We start from the raw sequence: 25,353 nt of genomic DNA, 5'->3' as shown, positions 1-25,353 counted from the left end.
AACCAGTGGTTCGGGTTCGCTACTTATTAATATCGGTCAATCTATTGCCAGACATATTGATAGTAAAAACAACGTTAAATACTACGCTCAAGAGCTCAAACAAAATACCTATAACTTGACTCGTATGAACTTAATCATGCGCGGGGTTTTGCCTTCTAATATCTTTACTCGTAATGCGGATACGTTAGAGGATGATTGGCCATACTTTGATGAAGCTGACCCAGTCAATAGCTATAACATCTTGCACGTAGATGCTGTGGTATCTAATCCTCCTTATTCACAAGAATGGGACTCTGCCAACAAAGAGTCTGATCCGCGCTATGCTCGTTTTGGCCTTGCACCAAAAACTAAGGCAGACTATGCCTTTTTACTTCACGACCTATATCATCTCAAACCAGACGGTATCATGGCGATTGTGCTGCCTCACGGCGTATTATTTCGTGGCGGTGAAGAAGAAAAAATTCGCACAAATCTTATCGACTACAATCATATCGATACCATTATTGGGTTACCTGCTAACATCTTCTTTGGCACAGGTATTCCTACGGTTATCATCATTCTCAAACAAAAACGTGTCAACACAGATGTGCTGATCATAGATGCTTCAAAAGATTTTATAAAAGTTGGCAAAGACAATCAACTGCAAGCGTCGCATATCAAAAAAATCACGGATGCGGTTATTGACCGTCAAAATATCGACAAATACGCCCGTGTGGTCAGCCAACAAGATATACGTGATCAAGGCTACAATCTAAACATTCCACGATATGTAGACTCTGCTGAAGCAGCTACTGCTTGGGATATTTATGCCACTATGTTTGGCGGTATTCCGCGAAATGAGATTGATGCGCTTGATCGTTATTGGGCAGCGTTCCCAAGTCTCAAAAGCAGCTTGTTTAATCAGGAAGAAGATAAGCCTTATTACGAGCTTGCGACAACCGATATTGAGCCACATATCTACCAGAACAATGACGTAAAAGCATTTTTTGAGCGTTACCGTAGTGGTTTTGCCGATTTTGCCGACTACCTTGATCAACAGCTGATTACTAACTTGGATAACCTTAAGATATCAAGGCAAGAAGATATCTTAGCAAATGATATTTTTACTCGTCTGCAAGATTTTTTATTGATTAATAAATACACCGCTTATCAAGCGCTCGATGATCAGTGGCAGCTCATAACAGTAGATTTAGAAATTATCAAAACAGAAGGTTTTGCTGCCACCACTATCGTTAATCCCAATATGGTACTTAAAAAAGTAAACGGCAAAGACGAGGAAGTTCAAGAAGGTTGGGCCGGTCACATACTGCCCTTTAACTTGGTACAGCAGCATCTATTAGCAGACAGACTGCAAAGTCTACAGGATAAAGAGCATCAGCTAACGGCTGTCACTGGCGAATTAGAAAGCTTAATTGATGAGCTAAGTGAAGAGGAAAAAGAGAAGTTACTAAACGATAGTAACACTAGCTTTGCCTCTAGTGAAATCAACAAGGCCCTGAAAGCTGCTTATAAAGATATCGAAACTCCTGAAATCTTAGGCTTAAACCGATATCTAGTATTTTTAGACCGTAAACCTAAAAAACCTGAAAAACTTGATTTTATTGCTCAAGAATCAGCAGTCAACTGGGATGCCATAGAGGCAAACAAAGATGGTACTTACGGCAAGTCTGCTATCAATAGCTATCTAAAAACTCTACAAGCGATGCATCAATTTGCTGCTGACACTGAAGAAGCAAGGCTCGTGCAGGCAGATGGGCTATTAATACAAGAAAAAATGCTAAAGATTGAAATTAGAGACGATAGTGAAGCCCTCCATCAACTCACCAAGCTCGTTATCGAATGGTTGGATGATGACACCGTTAATGAGCTACTTCATCTTAAATGGATACAGCCGTTGGTACAGGTTATGGCGCAGTTGGCCGATGATGTCATTAGTGACCTTACACGACAAGTAAGGGCGCTAGCGGACAAGTATGCAGACACTTATACCGCAACGACTAATGAGCTTACAGCAGCAGAGTGCCAGCTTGCCGATATGATAGATGACTTAGTTGCTGATGAGTTCGATAGTGCAGGACTGCAAGCGCTACAGGCTATTTTAAAAAGCTAGCTATGTTAAATGCTGATATCAAATAAACATGTATAGAAAAGCGGCTTTTTTATGCATATTTGCATAACATGTATAAAAAAGCTGAAATATTATACATATCCCAAGAGGTGTCCATGGACGAGTATCAGATTATCCCTTTACCGCTCCCTGATATGGAGGCGCTAGAAACCAGAGCCGTCCTAAAAAAACTGTCTTCAGCCAATCGCTATTTAGCTGAACTCAAAGGTGTGGTCTCATCCATCCCTAATGAAGCGATCTTGATCAATACCTTGGCTCTACAAGAAGCGAAGCACAGCTCTGAGATAGAGAATATTGTCACTACCAATGATGAGCTGTTTAAAGCTGAGCTTGATATCGTCAACCAAAGTCTTGCAACCAAAGAGGTACAGAACTATACGCAAGCGCTAAAATCAAGTTTCGACACAGTACGAAAAAGTGGCATTATTCGTTTAAGTGATATTTTGGCCATTCAAGAAGAGTTAGAGAAAAACGTCGCAGGCTTTCGTAAGCTGCCAGGTACTACTCTCAAAAACAGCCAAGGCGACATAGTCTATACGCCGCCCCAACACGGCGACGATATCAAAGTATTGATGGATAATCTCGCCACCTTCATAAATGATGATGCGATCTGCGATCTGGACCCACTGGTAAAAATGGCGGTCATTCATCATCAGTTTGAGAGTATCCATCCGTTCTATGATGGTAATGGACGTACAGGACGGATTTTAAATATTCTCTATTTGGTGGCGCAAGGCTTACTAGATTTGCCCGTTTTATACCTGAGTCACTACCTGATTCGCCATAAGGCTGATTACTATCACTATCTACAGCACGTTCGAGATACTGGTGACTGGGAAGGCTGGCTGTTATTTATGCTTGATAGTGTAGAAGAAACGTCTAAATCTACCATCATATTAATCAAAGATATCAAGGCATTGATACAAACGTACAAGCTCAAAATACGCGAGGAGAAGCCCAAAATCTATCGCCAAGAGCTGTTAAATAACTTATTTAACCATCCCTACACCAAGATAGAGTTTGTAATGGATGATTTAGATGTGTCGCGTATCACGGCTACTAAATACTTAGATGAGCTGACCGATATTGGACTGCTACAAAAAGAGAAAATCGGACGCAGCTCCTACTATATCAATATCTCGCTACTGCAACTTTTAATAAATAGAGCGTAATATGAATATAAATAACAACACGCCTGATATTCGTTTTAATGGGTTCATTGATGACTGGATTGAAGGTAAAGTAAGAGATGTTTTGAAAATAAAGAGTGGTATGTCACAAAAAAACATTGAAGTGACTGGTGGTATTTATCCAATTTTAGCAACAGGTGGTGAGATAGGAAGAACTAACATTCCTTTGTATGATAAAGAAAGCGTGTTAATTGGTAGAAAGGGAACAATTGACAAGCCTTATTACATGAATTCTCCGTTTTGGACTGTAGATACTTTATTTTATAGCGAGCTTTCTAAAGAGGCTTCAGGCCTTTTTATATTCACGTTATTTCAAAAAATTCAATGGCGAAAATTAAATACTTCAACAGGAGTGCCAAGCCTAACTAGCTCAACGATACACTCGATACCTATCAGTTTTCCAAAAAAACCTGAGCAGATTGCTATTGGTGAATACTTTCAACATATTGATAAAACTATTACCATTTATCGCTCTAAGCATGAAAAAACAAAGATTTTGAAAAATAATTTCCTTAGTAGAATGTTTCCTCAAGCAGAAGAGGATCAGCCTAAAATTCGTTTAAAAAACTTCAATGAAGAATGGACTGATAAGAAACTAGGAGATATAGGTTATACCTATACAGGATTGAGTGGTAAAACCAAGCATGACTTTGGACATGGCTCAGCAAAATATGTCACATATATGAATGTTTATTCTAATACGCTCTCATCAGTCACCATGTTGGATAATGTGGAAGTAGACAGCAGACAAAACTTAGTGGAAAAAGGAGATGTTTTATTTACTACTTCTTCAGAAACTCCTGAAGAGGTTGGTATGTCGTCTGTTTGGCAACACAATTATTACCCTATATATTTAAATAGCTTTTGTTTCGGTTTTCGTTTGACACAAGAAGTAGACTTAAACTATATAGCCTTTATGTTGCGTTCTGATAAGGTCCGATCAAAAATTATATTATTGGCACAAGGTATCTCTAGATTTAATATTTCTAAAAAAGCGATGATGGAAATTGAAGTTCCTTTACCGACAATGAAAGAACAAATTGCTATCGGTCAGTTCTTTAAGCAACTGGATGACACTCTTGCCTTGCAAGCTAAGCAGCTCAAAGCCCTTGAAAATCTTAAAAAAGCTCTGTTAGCAAAGATGTTTGTATAACAACGCATCGATTTCACATTTAACGTAAAGTAATCTAACGCCCTAAGGCAAGCCCATGACCTTTAAATCAGAAGACGAGTTTGAAAACGCCCTTATCAAAATCCTAATTCAAAAGGGATGGGAAGACACCGTTATCAACCGTCCGACAGAACAGGATTTAATAGACAACTGGGCCAATATTTTATTTCAGAACAATCGCAATCCGGACCGACTTAATAATATCCCGCTGACTGATAGCGAGATGCAGCAGCTTATTGAGCAAATCAATACCTTAAAAACACCGCTCCAGCTAAACGGTTTTATCAATGGCAACAGTGTCGCCATCACTCGTGACAACCCAGATGACGCCTTGCACTACGGCAAAGAGATCAGCCTTAGTATTTATAACCGTCATGAAATTGCGGCCGGACAGAGTCGTTATCAAATCGTAAAGCAGCCGCTATTTCCTACCAAATCGCCCATTCTAAAAAATCGCCGTGGCGACTTGATGCTACTCATCAACGGTATGCCTGTATTTCACCTTGAGCTTAAAAAAAGCGGTATCGCCGTCAGTCAAGCATGCATTCAAATTGAAAAATATGCCGAAGCCGGTATCTTTAGCGGACTGTTTGCCTTAGTACAGATATTCGTCGCGATGACACCGGATGAAACGGTTTATTTTGCCAATCCAGATGGTAATTTTAAGCCTGAGTATTACTTTCAGTGGGCCAACGTCTATAACGAGCCATACACGAGTTACAAGGACATCGCAGCCTCATTACTGTCGATTCCTATGGCCCATCAGCTCATTGGCTTTTATACCGTGGCAGATAATGCCGATGGGGTGCTAAAGGTCATGCGTAGTTATCAGTATTATGCTGCCAACGCCATATCAGACAAGGTATCTACCACGCAGTGGCAAAGCAAGAATAGCCAATTAGGCGGCTATGTTTGGCATACCACAGGCTCCGGTAAGACCATGACTAGCTTTAAGTCAGCACAGCTGATTGCCAGCTCAAAAGACGCTGATAAAGTCGTTTTTTTAATGGATAGAATTGAGCTAGGTACGCAGTCACTTGATGCTTATAAGAGCTTCGCTGAAGAAAGCCAAAGTGTACAAGCTACTGAAGATACTAATGCGCTAATAAGCAAGCTTAAGAGTGATGATCCTGCTGACGTCTTGATTGTCACCTCTATTCAAAAGATGAGCAATATTAAGGCCGATAATAATGCGATGAACGCACATGATTTGGCTGTTATGCAAGATAAGCGCTTGGTATTTATCGTTGATGAGGCACACCGCTCTACCTTTGGTGAGATGCTGCAAACCATCAAGCAGACCTTTCCTAATGCTATGCTCTTTGGCTTTACAGGTACGCCGATACACGATGAGAACCAGCGTAAGATGAGTACCACCGCGACCATCTTTGGTAATGAATTGCACCGTTATAGCATTGCTGACGGCATTCGTGACCGTAATGTCTTAGGCTTTGACTTGTACCGTGTGGCGACCTTTAAAGATAAAGAAGTACGTCAGGTCGTCGCTCTACATCAAGCAAAAGCAGATAGCGAATCTGACGCTTTAGAGGATGATGTTAAGAAAAAAAAGTATTATAAATTTATGAATGATGTGCCTATGGCGGGTGATAACTCTGCTGACGGTACATATAATAAGGGTATTGAGGACTATTTACCGAACGTGCAATATCTGACGCCAGAACACCAAGAGCAAGTGGTGGCAGATATCTTGGATAATTATCCGACATTGAGCCGTGGTAATAAATTTCATGCACTATTCGCTACCAGCAGCATTACTGAGGCCATTACCTACTATAGGTTGCTTAAACAAAAAATAGCCGAGGATAATCTGGATTTAAAAATAAGTGCTTTATTCGACCCTAATGAGGGCAATGAGACCACCTCGATTTTTAAAGAGCAGGGTCTGGCTGAAATCATAGAGGACTATAACGCGCAGTTTGAGCAAAAATTTACGATTTCTAGTCATAGCAAATTTAAAAAAGACATTGCCAATCGCTTATCTCATAAAGTTGAATACAAGTTAATTGAGCGTACTCCAGCGGATCAATTGAACATTCTCATTGTGGTTGAGCAGCTGCTAACAGGATTTGATTCTAAGTGGGTAAATACCTTATATCTAGATAAACTCATTCGCTATGAAAGTATTATTCAGGCGTTCTCTCGTACCAATCGATTATTTGGCCCTGATAAACCCTTCGGTACGATACGCTATTACCGTAAGCCCCATAGTATGGAGCGTAATATTGCGGCAGCCATAAAACTGTACTCTGGCGATAAGCCTCTTGGACTTTTTGTAGATAAGCTTGAGAAAAATCTAAATGAGATGAATAGAGTGTTTGCGGAGACAGTAGAAGTATTTGCCATTGCTAGTATACAAAACTTTGAAGCGCTGCCCACTGAAGAGGCGAGTCAGGCTAAGTTTGCCAAGCTGTTTAAGCTATTTAATGAATATCTAGAAGCTGCAGAAATACAGGGCTTTGTGTGGGATAAACTAACTTACGAATTTGATGATAGCAGTGTCAGCTTAGACTTTGATGAACAGACTTACTTGGTGCTCGCAATGCGCTATAAAGAGCTGTTTTCAGGCGGAGGGTCAGGTGGTGATGGTGGTGACGTCCCATTTGATATTTCAGGTTACTTAACGGAAATTAATACCGATAGAATTGATACCGACTATCTGAATGCGCGTTTTGATAAATACCTTGAGCTGATTGACCTAGAAGGTGCTGAGCAGGCCCTAAATGAGCTGCATCAGGCCTTTCCATCGCTTAGTCAAGCAGAGCAAAAGCATGCCAATATATTTTTAAATGATGTACAGCGTGGCAAAGTTAAAGTCGATGCCAACACCACTTTTAAAGACTATATCACCAAGTATCAAGCTCAAGCTGAGAGTGATGAAATACAACAGCTCTCAGATGATTTAGGACTTAATGAGGCAAAACTGCGTGAGCTTATGAGTAGACAGGTTACAGACGCCACAATCAATGAATTTGGTCTTTATGACGAACTAAAAGAGACCGTCAATAAGACCAAAGCAAAAGCGTACTTTGAATCTATCGAAAACGCGACTATACCCGCGTTTAAAGTGAACATAAGAGTTGATAGTTTACTACGACAGTTTATTCTAGATAGTTAGTACCTGATTATAAAACTCTGAATAAGTGAAAAACCTTGCCACTCTTAGAAAACCGAAGTAACAATCAGGCTGTACTTATTAGCTAAAAACACGAGGTTTTTAGTATTACTGGGACGATTACTGAGTAACACTAAATGTTTATTGAGAATCATAAATCTGCATTATTGAATATTCAAGACGATGTAGGGCCCTACATGAATAGTGGGGTGGTGGTAGACAGTGATGGTTATCTATCTGTAATGCTACCGATTGCTAGAAATACTATTGCTATAAAGTTTGCAGAAAACGACTCTGTGATTGCAGAAATGGTAGCTCATGCGCTTACTATGTTTGAAAAACTTTGTACCGGCGCTGAGGCATATGCTTTTTATAATGAGATGATGGAGTCCGTCAAGCTGCATGATCGTGTGATGCAATTTGTTGCAATGATGATCTTGATTGATGAGCCACAGGGTACACTTGCCATAAGTAAAGCAGTGGATAAAAAGCATGGAAAACTATTAAACGATATTCGCTTAGTTGGTGATTATTTTGGATTTTACGACAAAAAAAGTAAGGCTTATGCTGACGGTATTACGCGAACGGAACATCTTAATGGGACAACCAAAGAGCTAACTCTTCCACCTGAAATTATATTGCTACTTATGTGCTATTACATAAATGGCCAGCGTGTGGTGGCTATGATGCCGTGGTAATGGTCATTGTTGACGAGCAACATATATGTCTTGCAGCTATGAAATTCATATCTGATAAATTGCTGTCACTCTTTGTGTTCAGTATTGAGATTATTTTCATAAAATATATTACTCATTTACTCATATGAGTAAATGAGTAATTCTATACAAAAATAATATCTAATATAACAAAAAACTCAAGACTGTTGTGTGGTAATCCAATTTTCTAATGATGATGCTTTAAAAGCTTAGGTGCAGCATCAAATAGGTGGGTGCTTATCATAGATAATGAAGCTATTGATACTCATGGGCATTCATTTTTTGATTTAGTGATCGCCCATATGTATGCATGAGTCGTTGAATTAAGAGTAACCAAAGTGAAAGCAGCTATCAATCTTGACTGACAATCTCACTTCATTTTAAAACTTGGAACAAATGAAAAGGCTTTGTGCTATCAGCAAGTTGAAACAGTAATGGAGTTATATCAGCTTTTCTAAGATTAATTTTTTTAGCAATATCATCTAGACTCATTCCTTCTGAATTTAGTTCACTGGTTATCGTATTGAGTACTTGAGAGGTCTCTCTATCCATAGGATGAGGCTCTGACTTTCGATAGTTATACTTTGCAATTGCTGGACAAAGCACTCTTGTATAAATCCATTCGCTTATTAACCCTAATTTATGCATTCTATATGCCAGTGCTACTAAAGATACACCGAACACTTTTTTCAGCTCAATAAGGTTGTTTAAAGTAGGGTTTACATGTCTATATTCCATTAATGCAACTTCGGGCATTAAGAACGCAGACGCAAACTTATCTGCACCTCTTTCAACTGCTTTAGAATCTAAGTCTTGCTCAAGCGATTTGCCGAAACTTTCAGACATTTTCATGCTGTAAATATCTCTAACCAAATGACCTAATTCGTGACATGCATCAAATCTACTTCTCTCCATAGTTTTTTGGTTATTAAGAAAGATAAAAGGCTGGTCATCATACCAAACGCTAAAAGCATCAATATATTCCGATTTTACAAAAATCGAAAAAATACGTATACCTTTTGACTCTAACAGAGCAATTAAGCTTCCAATAGGTTTATCGCCTAAACCCCAGTCATAACGGAGCGTATTAGCCGCTTCTTCAGGAGATAAATGGGATAAATCAGGAAGTTCTGACTGAACGAGCTCAAACTCTTCTTCAAACCAATCATTAAGCATAAAACCGGTTATGCCATAAGTTAAAGCTTCAGCTTTAACTTTTTTGGTCATTCTAGAACGAGATCTGAAACTAACGCTATGTTCATCAATGATTGGTAAATCACTGCCTTTAAAAAAATCGATAGGCAAGCTTAGCACCCTTGAAAGATCAACCAAATTAGGCTCAGTATTTCCATTTAGGTAATTTGTTAATGTTCTAGGAGTAATATTTAGCTTTTCTGCTAATTCGGCTTTGCTCACAGCCCGCCTATCGATTGCAAACTGTAATCGATTTGGATTAAACATATATTAGCCTTAAGGTAATTAAGCTTTTTTCTTACGCTTGATAGGAACTACACCTACTTCTACTTTATCTTTCATACGTGGTGTTGTAGGAATGTTGAATTTGATATCAGGAAGTTTAATACGCGTACTCCAGTCATCAATCCTACCTTTTGCAAATGATTTTGGCTGTGAAAGCTCTAATCTCATTAACTCACCAAATCGGTAATGAAGTAAAGTCCAAATGGTAGTTCCCTTATCAGAATTTAATAAAGGATAAATATCATCTTTAAGAGTACTACCTTTAATCGATTTATTGCTTACGCTTCCATCTCTTAAGCCTACATACTTATTACCTGCAAAGACACGGATTGCATGCTCCTTACACGGCGATATTACATATGCGACTCCTCCCTTGCCATCAACTTTGGTCCAACCAAAAGAACATAATTTCTCTCTAAGAAAGCCTGAAATATGAAACTGCCACATCGCTAATAAAGCATTTGTTGGAAAGGATGTTCCAACATGCTGGGTTTTTTCATTAGCAGCCAGAATCACCTCGTAAACTAGTTGAGTTGTAAGACTGGGGTGAATGGCAGCAAGAGCACTAACGACCTCAGAAGTTTCATCAATAAATTTATCTGAAGTAGCATCAAACGACGGTTGTAGTGAAAACATAATATTTCCGATATATTGACATCAAGTTGATGTATGATAATAGGAAATAGAATGCAAGTAAATAGCTAAACGTCAATAAGATAAATAGAGCGAATTGAATCCAGCTGCGTTTAGTATTATGCAGAAAACCTAACTATTTGATATATTCACCTTTAGCTGTGTACTATCTCCAGCAGTATATTCAGCCGATTATTTTATTTGCCATCATGACTCTTATGGGAACACGTTCGATGCGCTATACAGGCATAAAACTGCTAGTGTTAGATATGAACTGACTATAAAATCGATAGCATGGGTCATTATGATCGAGCTGTCTGATTAAAATATTCCATGTTAGCTTCTATAGTTTTTTCAATATAGCTCAGTGCCGTGATGACGCCGCGTAGTTGATGACCACCACAGAATATCAATGCATTTAAACATTGATTCCAAACACAAAAAACCTGCTATCAGTAGCTCTAACAGCAGGTTTTTTGTGTTTGGACGATAGGTATAAGTTAACTCTTTACATTCACTTCTTTATAACATAAATTAAAAATAGCTTGTAAACTTCATTTATGTGCATTTTACTCATCAGACTATATTATAAGGAAGTAAGAATGAGCGATCCAAAAAATGGTGGTACAAATTCAAAAGATAGAGGGAAACCTATTAACGAATCAGACCAAGGTGCCTCAATTCGTAGACCTATGGGTGACACTGCAATTGGACAAAACCCAGAATCAACTAGCAAACCACCGAAACCACCACACAACCCACATAAATAAACTTCTTTAAAATATTAGGATGTAACTATGGGTAATCCAAACAACGGGAATTCAAGTTCCAACGGTGAAAAAAAATCAGACCGAGGTAGTTGGCCATTAAGTGATAACGGGCAGCGGCCAGTATCCAGTAGACCCCCGCCTAAACCACCACATAACCCGCATAAATAGTTTTTTTACTAACCTTGCTCTACTTGTGTTGTATATCTCATTTCCAAAAACTCTATATCGGCACGAGGGAAATAAGTAATCATACTACCAAACTCTGGCTCTAACTTAACCTGTGCTACCTCTATCCATTCCACACCGTCTTTACCTTTAGTATCCGTAACATAAAAGGCAATACCATCTTCGTCCATAATAAATGGGGCAAATGCTTCTCCAAAAAACTCCATCGTACTATTACATAAATATTGATTACCATTCTTATGGACTAATTTTATTTGGGTTGCTGCTACATCTTTATGAGCAGATAAGGTTTTCCAAGTGTCTCCTGAATTTAGAGTATGGCTAATTTTTTTACGATATAATAAATTTGTCCATTTTGCTTCAGCAAACTTTAACCAGCCGTATGCAAGTGGTAAGCCAAAAAATACTGATAGGTAAGCCCAACTTGAGTCACACAGTTGCAAAGTAACCGCTGTTGGTAAACCTAATAGTAATATAAGTAGCCACATATCCGTTATTTTTTCGGTCTTACGGTAGTCTCGTTTTAATAAAGCATAGCCCAAGTAACCCGCAACCAATGTGGCCTGTATTTGAATTGGCAATTGTAGTAATTCTTGCATGAAAGCCCCCTAATAATATGCTTTGATTATTACATATACTGATAGTACAACTTCATTAGTCTTACACAATAAAAAACCCGCTAACAATTAGCGGGTTTTATTAAACCAATATACCTATGGATACGGTTCCCTAGTGAGGACTTGAATATCAAGCTGCAAGCTATTGATGTCAGTAGTCAAAATACTCATAGCAGCTCAGTGTACATAGCAGTGTACCTTTCAAGATGAAATGGCGGCATATCCATCTTTTTAATTAGTCGCTGTACCTATTAAATATAAGATCGCCTTTAATGAAGGCTTACCTCCCAGTTGTCACTAAACAGATTGGCTTTAGGAATAAAAAAATCTTACTCTAACATAGATATCAGTTTCACAAAGGAATGTATCTTGTTAGCACAGCGTTCATTTTTATTAGTTCATACATGATTGTCTCTCATACCTAATAAGCAGACTGCTTACCCCAATCATAGATACCACGTTTATAAGCGTAAATCAGCATAATTAAGCCAGCGATAATCATCGGTGCGCTTAATATTTGTCCTTTGGTCATCCAACCTAAAAGGATAAATCCTTGATCAGCATCTGGCTGACGGAAGAATTCAATGATAAAGCGGCTGATACCGTAGCCCAGTAAGAACACGGCAGAAGCGGCCATACGTGGACGCGGCTTTGATGAGTACCACCATAAAAAGATAAATAGCAGCAGACCTTCGGCGAAGGCTTCATATAGTTGCGATGGATGACGAGGCAGTATGTACTGACCATTAACCTCAATCATTAATTCTTGCAATTGTGGATTGCTCTGTAATTGCTCCATATCAAAGGCAGCGGCTTGCGGAAAGTAGGTCAGCCAATTATAGCCACCGTCTGATACGCGCCCCCATAGTTCACCATTGATATAATTACCGATACGACCAAACAGTAAGCCAGTTGGCACGCAAGGAACGATAAAATCGAATACTTGAAAGGTGGTTTTTTTGTATTTACGCGCAAAGAACCACATACCTATCATGACGCCAATAAAGCCGCCGTGGAAAGACATACCGCCTTCCCAAACCTTTAATAGGTATGCGGGGTTTTGTAGTAGCTCGCCGAATTGATAAAACAGCACATAGCCAATCCGACCGCCTAAAATAACGCCAAGCGCCCCATAAAAGACCAAATCAGACACCATATCGGTGGTCCAATTGTCGCGTTTGGTACTACGATACCAAGCCAGACCATAAGCGGCGGCAAATGCCAGCAGGTACATTAAACCATACCAGTTCACTTCTACTGGACCCAAAGACAGCGCAACGGGATCATACTGAGGATGAATCATCATAAAGGTATCATAATTATTGATAATAAAATGTTGGTCATAATAGCAAAATTTGACCCTTGCGAACACGACCGTCTGTTCAAAACAAAAGAGTGTCAACGATCATAACGTGGTGCTGGAATAAATATTTCGAAGCATCTGTTTGGCTTGCGCGCAGCAAGCGGAAAAAAATTATCCCAGCAATGTGATATTCTCCCTAAATCTAATCAACCAACTGAGGCGTGAATGCCTTTTATCTTTTTGAATAACAAAAAAACTATGGAGAAAAGTAGATTCGATGCATGTCACGAATATGGTCATTTGGTTAGAGGTATCTACAGCATGATAATATCTGAAAGTTTCGTAGAATCGCTTGATCAAGACTTAGAGTCTAAAGCAGCTGAAACATGAATCCTACAATAAAATTTATGCTGATTAAATTATTATGATTAAGTTTACTATTACCCTCGTCTTCTAAGTGTGGTTAGACCTTTGCCAAAATAGCTCAGTAGTAATAGCAGCGCTATTATTATCAAGATAGGATAATTTCCCATAAGCATAAAGGGAGTGTTACCAACCCGTGCCTGTATCTCACCACGTAGTACAGTACGCTCAAACTGCGGTGCGCGTTTTACAATACGACCTTTATGGTTAATGATAGCGGTAACACCAGTATTGGTCGCTCGAATAAACCAGCGCCCGTTCTCAAGAGCGCGCATTTGTACCATTTGCAAATGTTGCAATGGTCCTGCTGAAGTGCCAAACCAGGCATCGTTAGAGACGGTCAACAAAAAGTCAGTATCGATGGCATTTTTACGCGTAGTATCTGGATAAGCTACCTCATAACAGATAGCCGTCCCTATATTGTGTCCACGCACTTGTAGCGGTGACTGCTGATCACTACCACGACTATAGCTCTTAATATCCTGACTACCGGCCAAATTTGGGAAAATATCGAGTACGCCTTCAAATGGAATATACTCTCCAAAAGGCACCAGACGCTGCTTCTTGTATAGGCCTTCCGCTTCTACACCTCGAGCAATCACGCTATTGTAAAATGGGGGATACTTATCCGTACTGGCATTGAATGCCGCTTTATCCTTATAAGGGATACCAGTTATCCATGTAGTATTGGTCGCATTGGCCATTTCTATCATTTCACTAATAAAGCCCGCAGCCTCATCCTGAAACATCGGAATAGATGATTCAGGCCACACCACAACATCACGTCCCCACTCAGTGCGCGTTAACTTCGCATAAATCTTTAGCGTTTCTACTTGATATTGAGTCAGCCACTTTATATCTTGTGAAATATTACCTTGAATCAATGACACTGACAGATCAGGTGTGCCCTTAGGTTTTGTCCATTGCGGATTGACCAGCCATAATGATGTGCTAATGGCTAATAACAGTAAAGAAACGGCGGCATAACTACTGCGCCGAAGCAGTAGCTCTACTAAACTTGCAGCCAATAGTATGGCAACAAAAGAGACGGCAAAAACACCAGCAACGGGTGCTAAGGACGATAGCCAATACTCTTCAGTAAACGCATAACCAACAAACAGCCATGGAAAGCCTGTGAATAACCAAGTTTTTAACCATTCTTGTAGCACCCAAAGAGCAGCAAATGAAAAGGGTTGTTTGCCTACCATACGGTTAAAGACTAGTGCTAAAAATCCATGAAACAGTCCCATACCGAGACCCATCAATGCAATCATAATCAATGCGAGCCACGTTGGAGTATCGCTATAATCATGGATGGCAGTATAGAGCCAAAAGCCGCCGACGCACCATAACCCCATACCGTAAGCTTCACCAATAATAAAAGCGCGACGACCACTCATATTTGGTACCAACAGCGCATATAAAATCGCTGGTGACACTATTGCTAGCGGCCAGAACCCATAAGGCGCTAGCGCAAATAAAAAAATAGCTCCTGCAAGCCATGCTGCTACTAGCGTAAACCATAGCGGTAATTGATTTGAGTGAGTACTCAAACGCTTTTGTAGATTAATAGTAGACAGGCTCATCGCAAATTATCCAAAATTATGTGCCTTGAATTTTTGATCAAAATCCAAAACTCAGATAGACCCGTTAATACTACAGGCAGCATTTCAAAATAAAAACTGCTTATGATACCAGTCCGCACTGCTCAATGGATAAATTTACGTACCCCGTTTGATGGGTTATTATGCTACATTACCAAACGATATGAAGTGTTACGTGGCCTTCTATAGCTCACAATATTTACAGTACATGAGAGAGTACTATGACCACCTTAAAAATAAAATCCAGTCTTATATTCAATCGTCATCTGTCTAAGGGGTTGCGTAGTACGTTAGTATTACTTGCCGCCTCATCACTATTTGCTTGTAGCCAACCGAGTAGTGGCGTATCTGATGCAAGCACAACATCGGCATCAACTGAAGATGTAGTGACTGTTCCAAAGACAGCTGAACCAAACGTTATAAGTGCCCCTATGATGACATCAGTAAGTAAACCAGACCTACTAAAAAACGTCTCAGCCACGGTATATAAAGATGCTAATTGCGGCTGCTGTAAAGAATGGATAAGTCATGCAGAAGATAATGGTCTAAGTGCAACCGCGCAAGATGTTGCGGACTTAGCCGTATTTAAAGAGCGCTACAGCGTTCCAACTGAGATGCGTTCTTGCCATACTGTAGTCACTACTGATGATTACGTCTTTGAAGGCCATGTACCTGCTAAGTATATGGCGCAATTTTTAGAGAATCCGCCAGTACAAGCGCTCGGACTTGCTGTACCGGGTATGCCTGTTGGTAGCCCAGGTATGGAGTATCAAAATAAATTCATGCCCTATCAGGTTATGCAGCTCAATAAAGACGGGACGACCCAAGTTTATGCTGATATCGAATCGGTAGAGCAGCAATTATAATGTGTTAGCAGTTAAGAATACTTTGATTATAGTGTTAGCGTTAAAAGTAAATGAGAAAGGTATAAGACTGTTCTATTACTTATAAATTGATTCTTCATCAAAAATCTCATTAGCTATTGAGACTTTAATAGCTAAAATAACTTTGAATTTGTAACTTTTGATGACAATGTAAGCTAATTTATCGATTATTTACCCTTAAAATGGATAGATAACTAAGGACTAATACAAGAATATACAGAGTGTATCGAAACAATTACGTAAGATTACATAATCCAGTAGGGAATTAAAGTCTATATTGACACTATAGATTATTATATTATCTTAATAATGAGTTAAACCCTATGTAGCATAATTGCCTCGGTCCAATTTAAAAACGTCTAAATGTTAAATCTACAATTATGGATTTAACGCTTAGACGTTTTTTTTCTCATAAAACAGTAAAAATTATTGTCAATGTAGTCAGCTATATCCTGTGCATGTTACACAAACTTACATTGTAAAATGTACATTATTAGTAATTTTTTCAACATCAAAAAAGTATTTTTGGGGTTTTTAAGGGTGATGACAGGCTAAACAGCCTATGCTAAAGTCGGCTTTGTGTTTTGGTCAGCAGCTTGATTTGCAACGGCTTCGTAAGACTTCAATGATGCTGTGATCGCCAATAATCATTTTTTATATGAATAATATGCAGCAGAAGTATCAGTCACTATGACGTATATATACTTGAGTTGTTGAAATTTAATTGACTGCGCTGTTGTTGATAACAGACCATTTTGAATTAACCGTAGGTATTAGATTTATGAAACAGGCTTTATTGATTTTGTCAGTACTGGGTATGGGCATAGCACAAACGAGTGGTGCTGCTATCACAATCTCTCAAACAAATAATACCATCACCAATACTTCTGTGGCATCAAACTACGGTTCATCAAAAAACATCTATAGCACTAGCAGTGGTGCTTATGTTTCTAATAATGATGAAATCAGTCAAGCAATTAGCAACCTAAGTGCGCAGGCCAAGCAAAAAGAGAATCAGCTTTCATCGCTGAACAGCCGCTTATACGCTGAAAAACAACAGCAGCAAGTCAATACAGTTCCTGATAGCAATTCAGCCCCCGCTATCGCTGCTGCTCGTGCTTCACGAGTGGCTCTATCTGGTAGCTCTGGATATTGTGCCCGTTACGTACGTAAAGCACTACAATCAGCAGGTTATGAGTTTACCCCGAATCCTTCAGCCTATCAGTACGCCACTCGTGGCACGCTTGATAAAGCAGGTTTTAGCAAAATTAGCAATGATATGCCAACCCAAGTAGGTGATGTTATTGTCTATGATCGCTCATCAAAGCGTCCACATGGCCATATTCAAATCTTTGATGGCAAAGATTGGATTTCTGATTTCCGTCAGAACAGTATCAGTCCATACAGTGGTGTCTATGCTTATACCACATGGCGCGATTCAAAATACGTGGATGACGCATCCGCATCAGATCGAAATATCTACCTTGCTATGAATGATAAATAAGACCTGATAAGTCAGCACAACATAGTTATTGTTTCCTCCAACCCAGTAGTGGTATTACTATCATTGCTGGGTTTTTTTGTGCTTAACATCAGGGCGTATTTAACCTTTCATGATTTGATCATTCAGAAATAGACACTACTGATATCATTACTCATGACAAGAATTATCGGCAAGAGCTTTTAATATCCCACATGATACGGCTGGTGCACTACTTGCACATTTCTGGCGCAAAACAGTCAAGTGCTGCTTTAAGTGCATCAGTTTTTCCATTCGTATTTCTACAGCATAAATTTGCTTATCTAGTAATAAGTTCACATCACCACAGTCTTTATCAGGTTCCTCCCAGTATTCAAGTAAGATTCTTACTTCGTCTAAAGCCATGTCAAGCGTACGGCAGTGTAGGATAAATTGTAGACGCTCAATGTGCTCTTCATTATATAAACGATAATTCCCTGCGCTGCGAGAAGGCTCAGGTAATAAGTGCTCCTTTTCGTAATAGCGAATGGTTTCCACTGTGGCACCTGTGCGTTTAGCGAGCTCACCAATTTTGATTGTCATAACAACCTCTATGATTTAAATGATTAAAGTGGCTGTAAAGACTGGCGCTAGAGAAATTAAAATTACGAAACTGTAGATAAATAACCTTGACTCTAAAGCCACTAGAGGGTTCATAATATCATTATTCAAAGGGTAAATTATTATGAAATATCATATTGAAGGTATGGACTGCGCCAGTTGCATCGGCAAGATTGAAACAGCTTTGAAACGTATGCCTGGGGTTTCTGATGTTGAGCTAAATTTTGCTACAGAAACGCTAGAGCTAAGCTTGACCCCTGGTGCGCCGACTCAGGCTAGTGATATCGAAAAAACAATCAAAAGCCTAGGGTTCGGCATCTCTGCCAATACTGGTCAACAAACTGTATCGGCTATTGATATTGACAGCGACAATCAGATGGCTCCGCAGGATAAGCGGTGGTGGCAAACTCAAAAAGGCAAACAGGTTGTTGGTCTCGGTATTTTGATGGGCAGCGCTTATGCACTGTCACTACTGTTCCCCGCTTATGGGATATGGGTGTTTGCCATCGCCGTGATTGTAGGCGTTTTTCCATTTGCGCGCAAAGCCTTAGCACTGGCTAAAACAGGTTCATTCTTTTCAATTGAAACGCTGATGTCCGTCGCCGTGCTTGGCGCTCTTATCATTGGTGAAGCTGAAGAGGCCGCAGCGGTTGTCTTCTTGTTCTCAATCGGGGAGCTGTTTGAGAGTATCGCTGCTGATCGCGCTCGTGCTGGCATTAGAGCTTTAGCGTCGCTGGTGCCAAAAACCGCCATTTTACTTGATACTCAAGGTGGGCAGCGCGACGTTCCAGCGGCCTCGCTACAAGTGAATGACCTTGTACTGGTGCGCCCTGGCGATAGAGTATCTGCTGATGGATCCATTGTTCAAGGTGCGTCTAGCCTTGATGATTCGCCCGTGACGGGGGAATCGGTTCCCGTTGCCAAGACGATGGGTGACAATGTATTCGCAGGGTCAATTAACATTGATGGTGTGCTACAAGTGCGCGTAGAAAAAACAGCCGCCGATAACACCATTGCAAAAATTATTGAGCTGGTAGAGCAAGCCCAAGCCTCCAAAGCACCCACTGCCCGTTTTATTGAGAAATTCAGTCGTTACTATACACCGGCTGTGATGGCTATTGCCGCCCTAATTATCATCGTTCCGCCGTTAGCGATGGGCGGAGATTGGGGAACTTGGTTGTATCGCGGTTTGGCACTATTGCTAATTGCCTGTCCCTGTGCCCTTGTGCTATCCACACCAGCTGCCATTGCTTCTGGTCTGGCGGTCGGTGCGCGCCGCGGCTTGCTGATTAAAGGGGGTAGTGCTTTAGAAACCATCGGCAAAGTAAAGACAGTCGCTTTTGACAAGACAGGCACTTTAACTGAGGGTAAGCCACGCGTTACTGACATTGTTGCTTTCACTCAAGAGTACCTAAGTTCTCAGGATCAGGGTCTTCAAAGTCAGGATTCTCAGGATCAGGGTTCTCAAGGTCAAGATGAGGTATTGGCGCTCTTTGCCAGTGTGGAGACAGGTTCTAGTCACCCGCTTGCTGAAGCCATTGTCAGTCATGCTGAAGCCGCCAAAATTGTCATACCTGTGGCTTCTAAAGCTTCTGCTACTGCGGGTAAAGCGGTACACGCAACTATCGCTGGGCGCGCGCTAGCTATCGGTTCGCCTGTTTATGCCGCAGATGAGGCATCAATTTCAGCCGAGCAACAGGCACAAATCGAGGCGCTGCAAAATGAGGGTAAGACCGTCTCAGTGCTGTTTGATGAGCAAAGTCGAGAAGTGCTTGGATTGGTCGCACTAAGAGATGAGTTACGAGACGACGCTCATGAAGGTGTGGCTCAGCTTAAAGCGATGGGTGTGCGCTCTGTTATGCTCACAGGCGACAACCGCTTAACCGCTCAAGCACTTGCCAGTAATTTAGATGTGGAATGGGAAGCTGAGCTGTTGCCTGAGGACAAACTGCGCTTGCTTAACGAGATGAAGAATAACAGCAAAATAGCGATGGTGGGTGATGGTATTAACGATGCGCCAGCGCTAGCAACCGCTGATGTTGGCATCGCAATGGGTGGCGGTACTGATGTGGCCATTGAGACGGCCGACATTGCATTATTGAAAAGTCGTGTTACGGACATGGCTCATCTCATCGCACTGTCGCGCGCCACTATGACCAATATTCATCAGAACGTCATTTTCGCCTTGGGTCTCAAAGGCGTCTTTTTGATCACGACCGTATTCGGCATTACTGGACTATGGATTGCGGTTCTAGCTGATGCTGGAGCAACAGTGCTCGTTACTCTCAATGCGTTACGTTTACTGCGCTTTAAAGGCGCGCCTCCATTGGTAACTGCGCCTAAAGTAGTTAAATAAAACCCTTCGAAATCAATTAAAAACTAGAGATAGCAGCAGATTTCGGGGGTGGGTTCTAATAATAAAAATTCCACCGCCACAGTAAACTGCAACCGCATTAGAGTAAATAAGGTTAGACCGTATGTTGATTACAGAATTGGGCTATTTTGCCTTGCTTACCGCTTTTGTATTGGCGTTATTGCAGGTAATTCTGCCAACTATTGGTGTTATTCGTAACCAAGTTGCTTGGCAACGACTAGCCCCTAGCTTAGCTTGGGCACAGTTTGCCGCCATGATAACGTCATTTGGCGCTTTGATAGCAGGTTTTTATTATAATGATTTTAGCCTCAGTTACGTCGCGCAGCATTCCAATACGCTGTTGCCTTGGTACTATAAATTATCGGCGACATGGGGCGGACACGAGGGCTCTTTGCTGCTATGGATGACCATCATGGCCACATGGTGTGCACTGGTATCATACTTTAGTCGCGGCTTGCCGTTATCAATGCGTGCGCGGGTATTAGTTATTTTGGCCGGTGTACAGTTAATGATGCTAACAATGCTGATATTTACCTCGTCACCATTTGAACGTACCTTACCCAATCTAGCGGTCGATGGCGCTGATTTAAATCCTGTCCTACAAGATTTCGGTCTGATTATTCATCCGCCCATGTTATATATGGGCTATGTGGGTATGGTAGTGCCTTTTGCATTTTGTATGGCGGCATTGTGGGAAGGGCGTTTAGATGCTGCTTGGACACGCTGGTCACGTCCATGGGCGCTCGCGGCTTGGGGATTTTTGACCATTGGTATTGCACTGGGCTCGTGGTGGGCCTACTACGAGCTTGGCTGGGGCGGTTGGTGGTTTTGGGATCCGGTAGAGAACGCCTCGTTTATGCCTTGGCTTGTCGGCTTAGCATTGCTGCATTCATTAGCAGTCACTGAAAAGCGCGGGGTGTTTAAAGCATGGACCATCATGCTGGCTATTTTCGCCTTTGCCTTAAGCTTGCTTGGCACGTTCCTGGTACGCTCTGGAGTCCTTACCTCAGTGCATTCGTTTGCCGCTGATCCGACGCGTGGTTTGGTCATCTTAGCTATTCTTGGCATTATCATCGGTAGTGGTCTATTAATGTTTGCCGTTCGCGGTTGGCGTTTAACCGTTGAAAGCCAATATCAGCTGATTTCACGTGAGTCCTTTTTAGTGATCAACAACGCCATCATTTTGATTGCAACCTTAGTGGTGCTGCTCGGCACCCTCTATCCTATTATCGCTGATGCCTTTGGTTTAGGACAAGTGTCCGTTGGCCCTCCTTATTTTAATGCATTATTTGTACCTTTAACGTGGCTGTTATTAATAGCTATGGGTATGGGCTCAAATATTCGCTGGAAAAAAGACACCCGTCCACTACTGGGTATAGGCATGGTCATCGCCGTTAGTAGCTTAGTATTAGCCGCCGTTATTACTTACTTTGTTAATCCATCGTCTATGCTTAATATTGGTGTGACTTTAGCCGTTAGCTTTTGGGTACTGCTATGGATGGCAGTTGATTTTAAAGATAAAACTAAGAATGCGCCTAATCTTTTTAACGGTTTGCGGCAGTTGCGTCTGAGCTATTGGGGTCAACAGACTGCTCATATTGGCGTACTGGTTGCTGTCATTGGCATAGCCTTTACTAGTAGTTTGAGTATTGAGCGAGACGTAGCAATGGGTATTGGCGATACAGTCAATGTTCAAGGTTACGATTTTGAAGTAACTGAATTTTTTGAAATAAAGGGTAGTAACTTTGATGCAACGCAGGCGCAAGTCGTGGTATCCAAAAACGGTCGTGAAGTGGCGAAACTGACTCCAGAAAAGCGTACTTATATCATTAGCACTATGCCGACCACTGAGGCGGCCATTGATGCTAGCCTAATGCGCGATGTTTATGTCGCACTGGGCGAACCTATTGCCGATGGTAGTAACCAATGGGCATTAAGGATTTATGTAAAACCATTAATTCGCTGGATTTGGTTAGGGGCAATTATCATGGCTCTAGGTGGATTAATTAGCATGCTTGATAAACGATACCGCATCAAAAAAGTTAAAGCTCCGTTGCTAGTTACTGGTAATCTGGCTACTGATAGAGTCAATGAGATAGCTATTGAGCAGTCAATCTCAGCATCGACGATGTCGACACTAAAGGAGAAATAAATGACTATGTCGAATAATACTCCTGAGCAAAAAGATAGCCAAAACAGTAAGCAGCGTAACCCAAAGACAATGAAAAAAAAGCAGACGAAGCTATGGTTCTTAATTCCGCTTATCCTCTTTTTTGGATTAGTAGTGATATTGTATATGCGCTTAGGTAAACCAACAAATATTGTGACCAATACCGCTCTTGAGCGTCCGGTTCCTGCCTTTGAGCTGCCGTTATTAGCAGATACTACCCGTACTATCACCAATGATAATTTGCCAGATAAGCCGTTTTTACTTAATGTTTGGGGCTCATGGTGCCCAACTTGCGTTATTGAGCATCCGTTTTTAATGCAACTAGAAGAGCGCGGCGTTGATATCGTTGGTGTGAATTATAAGGATGAGATTGGTAATGCGCTCAGTTACTTAAACCGAGGCGGTGATCCATTTTCTATGTCTATTCAGGATTCATTGGGTCAGTTTGCTCTAGACTTAGGCATAACTGGTGCGCCCGAAACCTTTGTTGTGGATGGAGATGGCATCATTCGTCAGCATATTGTTGGTGAGATTAATGAAGCCAATTGGCAACAGCGTGTTAAGCCGTGCCTGACCGTACTTAATGAGGCTAATAAGAACAACGATAGTCCTGATCTCATTCAGGTTGAGGAGATGTGCAAATGAACGTTACTCGAATAAGAGCTCCTCAACTAAAACCCAATATAGTTTTAAAACTAGCAAGCTTAATACTAGCGTGTCTGCTTAACATGACGGCAAACGCAGCTATTGACGTATACGATTTTGACTCACCACAGCAAGAAGCTCAGTATCGTGGATTAATAGAAGAGTTTCGCTGCCCAAAATGCCAAAATCAAAACCTTGCAGCCTCTGATGCACCGATTGCACAGGATCTAAAGCAAAAAGTCTATGATTTAATTAAAGATAGACGTAGTGATGCTGAAATACGCGCCTATATGCAAGAGCGCTACGGTGACTTTATTAGCTACAAGCCGCCTATGCGACCATCGACATGGATCCTATGGTTTTTTCCACCACTATTATTGCTCGTCTTAATCATCGGCTGGTTTTGGCAAAGTAAGCGTCGCCAAGTTGTCGCCCGTGGCCAAAACGGCGTTACAGTGAACAGTACTGCTGCCTTGACCTCTGCGGAAAAGGCTGAGCTTGATCGTCTATTATCGCAAGCTGAGAATGTCGACCACGATATTACTAGCCTAGAGGACAAAAAATGACCCTATTTTCTACTTTTGGCTTATTTGTAACTCTAAGCTTGCTGATTGCTCTTATATTTGCGCTGATTGCTATTATGCCATGGCTACGAGCACCGCGTTTGCAGTCCAAACCAATAGACAATCAACTGCTAGATATTAATGTTGCAGTATTTCGCGAACGTTTAGCTGAGCTACAAACAGATAAAGACAGCGGTACTATTAATAATAGCCATTATCAAAATCAAAAGCTGGAGCTTGAGCGTCAGCTATTAGATGCGCAGCGTCAGATAACACCTATGGTCACCCCTGATGTCAAAAGCCGTTTAATTGTCGCAGCTTGGATCCCAATATTGGCTGCAATGGCGTATTTACTAATAGGCAATCGTACGCCCGTGTTTGATTTGTGGACAAGCGAGGACAAAGTAGGACAAGTGGCTGACGACCTATTGACAGCTAAAATTGACAAGCCGCCATCATGGGCGTTTGAAGATGGTCGTCAACTGATTAGCGCCATGCAAACCAATGTTCATCGTAATGCTGATGATCCTAATCGCTGGATGCGCCTATCCGAGCTTTTCTTATCTATGGAGGCGACTGACTCTGCGTTAGAAGCCTTATCGCGTGCCTATCGTTTAGCACCTGATAACGAGGAGATTGCTACTACTTATGCTCAGACTAGTTTTTTTGTTAATGAAGGTCAGTTAGACGCTAATATTCGCCGTGTATTACAAGCTATATTAGCTAAAAATCCGCAACATGAACGGGCTCAAATGCTCATGGCAATGGGTGAGACTCGTAGTAGTAACTTTGCCCAAGCGCAAGGTTGGATTAAACGCTTACAAGGCAGCATTGTGGCCAAACCAGGTGATCATACTAAAGCTTTAGCAAGCTTAGATGAGTTAAGCAACTACGTTAGCACGCAAGAAAAGCAAGCGCTAGAAGGTATTGACGTGACAGTGAAAATTAACGCTAATTTATTACCGTTAGTGAAAGCTGATGATGTGTTGTTTGTTGCGATACGTGAAGTTAAAGGAGGTCCACCGTTTGCCGCCAAACGTTTACCCATTAGTATTATCAAGCAAGGTGAGGCCAGTATCCGCTTAAGCAATCTTGATGCGATGATGCCAGATCGCACGTTAAATTCAGCTCGTAGTGACAAAACTCAGTTAGCAGTCGTTGCTCGTATTAGTCATAGCGGTAATGCCATAGCAGAGTCAGGCGACTTATCGGGTAATCCTATAGTGATTAGCGCTGAACAGACTCAGGTTAATGTTGAAATCAATCAACAGATTCCCTAATAAA

Annotated in this window: 20 protein-coding genes; 14 read left to right on the top strand and 6 right to left on the bottom strand. The window is 41.1% G+C overall.

From position 1 onward, the window contains the following. From ACMFL8_RS14510 to ACMFL8_RS14490, 5 genes are all read left to right on the top strand, one after another. Positions 1–2,110: N-6 DNA methylase (locus tag ACMFL8_RS14510; protein ID WP_413191407.1), on the top strand; the 2,110-nt coding region annotated here is incomplete at its 5' end. A gap of 113 nt (positions 2,111–2,223) precedes the next feature. After that, positions 2,224–3,300, top strand: a complete 1,077-nt coding sequence (locus ACMFL8_RS14505) for a Fic family protein (RefSeq protein WP_194621238.1) — start codon at positions 2,224–2,226, stop codon at positions 3,298–3,300. A 1-nt stretch (position 3,301) separates the two neighbouring features. Then, the gene (locus ACMFL8_RS14500; RefSeq protein ID WP_194621237.1) at positions 3,302–4,471 is read left to right on the top strand and encodes a restriction endonuclease subunit S; all 1,170 of its coding nucleotides are present in this window, start codon (positions 3,302–3,304) and stop codon (positions 4,469–4,471) included. Positions 4,472–4,526: 55 nt separating this feature from the next. Beyond that, positions 4,527–7,625: a type I restriction endonuclease subunit R gene (locus ACMFL8_RS14495; protein ID WP_194621236.1), complete on the top strand. Its 3,099-nt coding sequence runs from the start codon at positions 4,527–4,529 to the stop codon at positions 7,623–7,625. A 134-nt stretch (positions 7,626–7,759) separates the two neighbouring features. Continuing rightward, positions 7,760–8,320 (top strand): hypothetical protein, encoded by a 561-nt coding sequence (locus tag ACMFL8_RS14490; RefSeq protein ID WP_194621235.1) that lies wholly within the window; start codon positions 7,760–7,762, stop codon positions 8,318–8,320. Between the two features lie 393 nt (positions 8,321–8,713). Here the strand turns inward: ACMFL8_RS14490 and ACMFL8_RS14485 are convergent, their stop codons facing one another. Then, a complete protein-coding gene (locus ACMFL8_RS14485) occupies positions 8,714–9,799 on the bottom strand; it encodes an ImmA/IrrE family metallo-endopeptidase (protein ID WP_194621234.1) in 1,086 nt (361 codons plus the stop codon). Between the two features lie 18 nt (positions 9,800–9,817). Continuing rightward, the gene (locus tag ACMFL8_RS14480) at positions 9,818–10,453 is read right to left on the bottom strand and encodes a hypothetical protein (protein WP_194621233.1); all 636 of its coding nucleotides are present in this window, start codon (positions 10,451–10,453) and stop codon (positions 9,818–9,820) included. A 599-nt stretch (positions 10,454–11,052) separates the two neighbouring features. Here ACMFL8_RS14480 and ACMFL8_RS14475 point away from each other — a divergent pair. Next, positions 11,053–11,220, top strand: coding sequence for a hypothetical protein (locus ACMFL8_RS14475; protein WP_194621232.1), 168 nt, complete (start codon positions 11,053–11,055; stop codon positions 11,218–11,220). A 176-nt stretch (positions 11,221–11,396) separates the two neighbouring features. Here the strand turns inward: ACMFL8_RS14475 and ACMFL8_RS14470 are convergent, their stop codons facing one another. Together ACMFL8_RS14470 and lgt are read right to left on the bottom strand one after the other, a co-directional pair. Further along, positions 11,397–12,005: a hypothetical protein gene (locus ACMFL8_RS14470; RefSeq protein ID WP_194621231.1), complete on the bottom strand. Its 609-nt coding sequence runs from the start codon at positions 12,003–12,005 to the stop codon at positions 11,397–11,399. Between the two features lie 439 nt (positions 12,006–12,444). Next, on the bottom strand, positions 12,445–13,329 hold the full coding sequence (lgt, locus tag ACMFL8_RS14465; RefSeq protein WP_045455784.1) for a prolipoprotein diacylglyceryl transferase: 885 nt from the start codon (positions 13,327–13,329) through the stop codon (positions 12,445–12,447). A gap of 222 nt (positions 13,330–13,551) precedes the next feature. Here lgt and ACMFL8_RS14460 point away from each other — a divergent pair, with 222 nt between their 5' ends. Beyond that, positions 13,552–13,716: an ImmA/IrrE family metallo-endopeptidase gene (locus ACMFL8_RS14460; protein WP_353511630.1), complete on the top strand. Its 165-nt coding sequence runs from the start codon at positions 13,552–13,554 to the stop codon at positions 13,714–13,716. A 50-nt stretch (positions 13,717–13,766) separates the two neighbouring features. Here ACMFL8_RS14460 and lnt read toward each other — a convergent pair whose 3' ends face one another. Beyond that, positions 13,767–15,335, bottom strand: a complete 1,569-nt coding sequence (lnt, locus tag ACMFL8_RS14455; RefSeq protein ID WP_194621230.1) for an apolipoprotein N-acyltransferase — start codon at positions 15,333–15,335, stop codon at positions 13,767–13,769. Positions 15,336–15,574: 239 nt separating this feature from the next. On the opposite strand from lnt, the gene ACMFL8_RS14450 reads away from it, so the two are divergent. Both ACMFL8_RS14450 and ACMFL8_RS14445 read left to right on the top strand, forming a co-directional pair. Continuing rightward, positions 15,575–16,219, top strand: coding sequence for a DUF411 domain-containing protein (locus tag ACMFL8_RS14450; protein ID WP_045455788.1), 645 nt, complete (start codon positions 15,575–15,577; stop codon positions 16,217–16,219). Between the two features lie 799 nt (positions 16,220–17,018). Continuing rightward, positions 17,019–17,741, top strand: coding sequence for a CHAP domain-containing protein (locus ACMFL8_RS14445; RefSeq protein ID WP_045455791.1), 723 nt, complete (start codon positions 17,019–17,021; stop codon positions 17,739–17,741). A gap of 147 nt (positions 17,742–17,888) precedes the next feature. On the opposite strand, the gene cadR is transcribed toward ACMFL8_RS14445, so the two are convergent. Continuing rightward, positions 17,889–18,299: a Cd(II)/Pb(II)-responsive transcriptional regulator gene (cadR, locus tag ACMFL8_RS14440; protein WP_045455795.1), complete on the bottom strand. Its 411-nt coding sequence runs from the start codon at positions 18,297–18,299 to the stop codon at positions 17,889–17,891. Positions 18,300–18,441: 142 nt separating this feature from the next. Between cadR and ACMFL8_RS14435 the strand changes: the two genes are divergently transcribed. The 5 genes from ACMFL8_RS14435 (at position 18,442) to ccmI (ending at position 25,349) form a co-directional block, all read left to right on the top strand. Beyond that, a complete protein-coding gene (locus tag ACMFL8_RS14435; protein WP_201545968.1) occupies positions 18,442–20,673 on the top strand; it encodes a heavy metal translocating P-type ATPase in 2,232 nt (743 codons plus the stop codon). A gap of 121 nt (positions 20,674–20,794) precedes the next feature. Beyond that, complete coding sequence (locus ACMFL8_RS14430; protein ID WP_068330380.1) at positions 20,795–22,843, top strand: heme lyase CcmF/NrfE family subunit; 2,049 nt, start codon at positions 20,795–20,797, stop codon at positions 22,841–22,843. Then, positions 22,844–23,506 (top strand): DsbE family thiol:disulfide interchange protein, encoded by a 663-nt coding sequence (locus tag ACMFL8_RS14425; RefSeq protein WP_082785775.1) that lies wholly within the window; start codon positions 22,844–22,846, stop codon positions 23,504–23,506. Between the two features lie 83 nt (positions 23,507–23,589). Next, positions 23,590–24,072, top strand: coding sequence for a cytochrome c-type biogenesis protein (locus ACMFL8_RS14420; RefSeq protein WP_413191406.1), 483 nt, complete (start codon positions 23,590–23,592; stop codon positions 24,070–24,072). Continuing rightward, a complete protein-coding gene (gene ccmI / locus ACMFL8_RS14415) occupies positions 24,069–25,349 on the top strand; it encodes a c-type cytochrome biogenesis protein CcmI (protein WP_045455805.1) in 1,281 nt (426 codons plus the stop codon). Before ACMFL8_RS14420 ends, ccmI begins: the two co-directional genes overlap by 4 nt. Positions 25,350–25,353: the final 4 nt, after the last annotated feature.

The sequence above is a fragment of the Psychrobacter sp. AT9 genome (genome assembly GCF_047272965.1).
Lineage (GTDB): Bacteria > Pseudomonadota > Gammaproteobacteria > Pseudomonadales > Moraxellaceae > Psychrobacter > Psychrobacter glaciei.
The sequence above is the reverse complement of the archived record's forward strand: the minus strand, read 5'-3'. Positions and strand labels throughout refer to the sequence as shown.

Coding starts and splice junctions, on each gene's coding strand:
- ACMFL8_RS14505 (WP_194621238.1), top strand. CDS start 2,224: ATGGACGAGTATCAGATTATCCCTTTACCGCTCCCTGATATGGAGGCG.
- ACMFL8_RS14500 (WP_194621237.1), top strand. CDS start 3,302: ATGAATATAAATAACAACACGCCTGATATTCGTTTTAATGGGTTCATT.
- ACMFL8_RS14495 (WP_194621236.1), top strand. CDS start 4,527: ATGACCTTTAAATCAGAAGACGAGTTTGAAAACGCCCTTATCAAAATC.
- ACMFL8_RS14490 (WP_194621235.1), top strand. CDS start 7,760: ATGTTTATTGAGAATCATAAATCTGCATTATTGAATATTCAAGACGAT.
- ACMFL8_RS14485 (WP_194621234.1), bottom strand. CDS start 9,799: ATGTTTAATCCAAATCGATTACAGTTTGCAATCGATAGGCGGGCTGTG.
- ACMFL8_RS14480 (WP_194621233.1), bottom strand. CDS start 10,453: ATGTTTTCACTACAACCGTCGTTTGATGCTACTTCAGATAAATTTATT.
- ACMFL8_RS14475 (WP_194621232.1), top strand. CDS start 11,053: ATGAGCGATCCAAAAAATGGTGGTACAAATTCAAAAGATAGAGGGAAA.
- ACMFL8_RS14470 (WP_194621231.1), bottom strand. CDS start 12,005: ATGCAAGAATTACTACAATTGCCAATTCAAATACAGGCCACATTGGTT.
- lgt (WP_045455784.1), bottom strand. CDS start 13,329: ATGATGATTCATCCTCAGTATGATCCCGTTGCGCTGTCTTTGGGTCCA.
- ACMFL8_RS14460 (WP_353511630.1), top strand. CDS start 13,552: ATGCCTTTTATCTTTTTGAATAACAAAAAAACTATGGAGAAAAGTAGA.
- lnt (WP_194621230.1), bottom strand. CDS start 15,335: ATGAGCCTGTCTACTATTAATCTACAAAAGCGTTTGAGTACTCACTCA.
- ACMFL8_RS14450 (WP_045455788.1), top strand. CDS start 15,575: ATGACCACCTTAAAAATAAAATCCAGTCTTATATTCAATCGTCATCTG.
- ACMFL8_RS14445 (WP_045455791.1), top strand. CDS start 17,019: ATGAAACAGGCTTTATTGATTTTGTCAGTACTGGGTATGGGCATAGCA.
- cadR (WP_045455795.1), bottom strand. CDS start 18,299: ATGACAATCAAAATTGGTGAGCTCGCTAAACGCACAGGTGCCACAGTG.
- ACMFL8_RS14435 (WP_201545968.1), top strand. CDS start 18,442: ATGAAATATCATATTGAAGGTATGGACTGCGCCAGTTGCATCGGCAAG.
- ACMFL8_RS14430 (WP_068330380.1), top strand. CDS start 20,795: ATGTTGATTACAGAATTGGGCTATTTTGCCTTGCTTACCGCTTTTGTA.
- ACMFL8_RS14425 (WP_082785775.1), top strand. CDS start 22,844: ATGACTATGTCGAATAATACTCCTGAGCAAAAAGATAGCCAAAACAGT.
- ACMFL8_RS14420 (WP_413191406.1), top strand. CDS start 23,590: ATGACGGCAAACGCAGCTATTGACGTATACGATTTTGACTCACCACAG.
- ccmI (WP_045455805.1), top strand. CDS start 24,069: ATGACCCTATTTTCTACTTTTGGCTTATTTGTAACTCTAAGCTTGCTG.